The sequence below is a fragment of the Actinosynnema sp. genome (assembly GCF_052038725.1).
On sequence record NZ_JBQGCX010000090.1, the window covers coordinates 1 to 1,893 of the forward strand.

Here is a 1,893-nt window from a genome sequence, read left to right on the forward strand (position 1 = left end):
AACTCGCCGAGTTCGGCGCCCGCATCCGCTTCTGCCACCCGCTCGCCCGCTCGGCCGCCTACCGCGCCGCCTCCCCGGACGAGCGCCGCCGGGCGCACGGCGCGCTCGCCGAGGTCACCGACCCGCTCCTCGCGCCCGACCGCCGCGCCTGGCACCGCGCCCAGGCCGCCACCAGCCCGGACGCCGAGGTCGCCGCCGACCTGGAGCGCTGCGCCTCCCGCGCCCAGGCGCGCGGCGGCGTCGCGGCGGCTGCGGCGTTCCTGGAGCGCTCCGCCGCGCTGTCCCCGGACGCCGGACCGCGCCTGGCCCGCACCCTGGCCGCCGTGCGCGCCCACCTCGACGCGGGCAACGGCGACGCCGCCTCCGCCCTCCTCGGCACCGTCGACCCGGCCCCGCTGGACGAACCCCGCCGCGCCTCGGTCGACCTGCTCAGGGGCCGCGTCGCCTTCACCCGCCCCGACGACGGCAGCGGACCGGACCTGATGGCCCGCGCCGCCGAACGGCTGTCCCCGGTGGACGCCGAACGGGCCCGCGACTGCCTGGTCGAGGCCGTCGAGACCAGCCTGCTCGTCGGACGCGGCGGTGGAGTCGTCGACGACGTCGTGAGCCGTGCCGCCCGCACCGCGCCGCCGTCCGCCGAGCCCGACGTCCTGGACGCGCTGATCACCCTGTCCCGCAGCGGTTACCGCGCCGCCGCGCCCGCGCTCAAAGCCGCCCTGCACGGCACCGGCAGTCCACTGTGGACGCGCTGGCCCGCGATCTCCGTCATGGTCGCCGCCGAGCTGTGGGACCTGGACGCGCTCGCCGCCATCGCCGAGCACCTGGTGACCACCGGTCGCGCCCTCGGCTCCCCGGTCGCCCTCCGCCTCGGCCTGGCCCAGCGCGCCACCTGCGCCACCCTCGCGGGCGACGTCGCGGTCGCGCTCGCCGCCACCGCCGAGGAGGAGGCCGTGGCCGACGCGCTGGGCGAACCCCCGCTGGTCCACCCCCGCCTGCACCTGGCCGCCCTGCGCGGCAGGCGCGCCGACGCGCTCGAACTCGCCGGGTCCGAGCACCGCGGCCCCGGCGGCGGGGGCGTCACCAACCTGCACTGGACCACCGCCCTGCTGGCCAACGGCCTCGGCGACCACCCGGCCGCCCTCGCCGCCGCGCGCGAGGCCACCGCGCCCAGCAGGCTGTTCCTGGTCGGCGCGGTCCTGCCGGAGCTGGTGGAGGCCGCCGTCCGCTGCGGCGAGGACGCGGTCGCCGCCGAGGCCCTCGACGCGCTCACCGAGCGCGCCGAGGCCAGCCCCACCCCGTCCAGCCTCGGCGTGGCCGCCTGCGCGCGCGGGCTCGTCACCGGCGAGGAGGAGCACTACCGGGACGCCGTCGACCTCCTCGCGCGCAGCCCTCTCGTGCCGTACCGGGCCCGCGCCCACCTGCTGTACGGGGAGTGGTTGCGCCGCAAGGGCCGCCGCCGGGACGCGGTGGCGCACCTGGGGTCCGCGCGCGGGTTGCTGTCCGCCTCCGGGGCCGAGGGCTTCGCGCGCCGGGCCGAGAACGAGCTGCGCGCGGCGGGGGAGCGGGTCGACCGGCGGGCGGGCGCGGACCGCGAGAAGCTCACCGCGCAGGAGGTCGCGGTGGCCGGGCTCGTGGTCGGCGGGGCCACCTCGCAGGAGGTCGCGGTGCAGCTGTTCGTCAGCAAGCGCACCGTGGACGCCCACCTGCGCAACATCTTCCGCAAGCTCGGCATCACCTCGCGCAGGCAGCTCAAGGACCACCCCGACCTGGTGGCGCTGGACCGGCTGCCGTGAGCGGGCCGGTCCTGCCGCGGCCCGGTCCCGTCGCGGCCAAGCCAGTCGCGGCCCAGCCGGTAGGAGCTCAGCCGATCGCCGCGGTCTGCCTCGGCGCGGG

The 1,893-nt window shown here is 79.0% G+C and carries 1 protein-coding gene; it reads left to right on the forward strand.

Annotated features, from left to right (window positions below; translation table 11 throughout):
* Positions 1-1,793, forward strand: a 1,793-nt coding sequence (locus ACTUAL_RS01760) for a helix-turn-helix transcriptional regulator (protein WP_440899030.1), incomplete at its 5' end; no start/stop codon positions are given.
* Positions 1,794-1,893 lie beyond the last annotated feature (100 nt).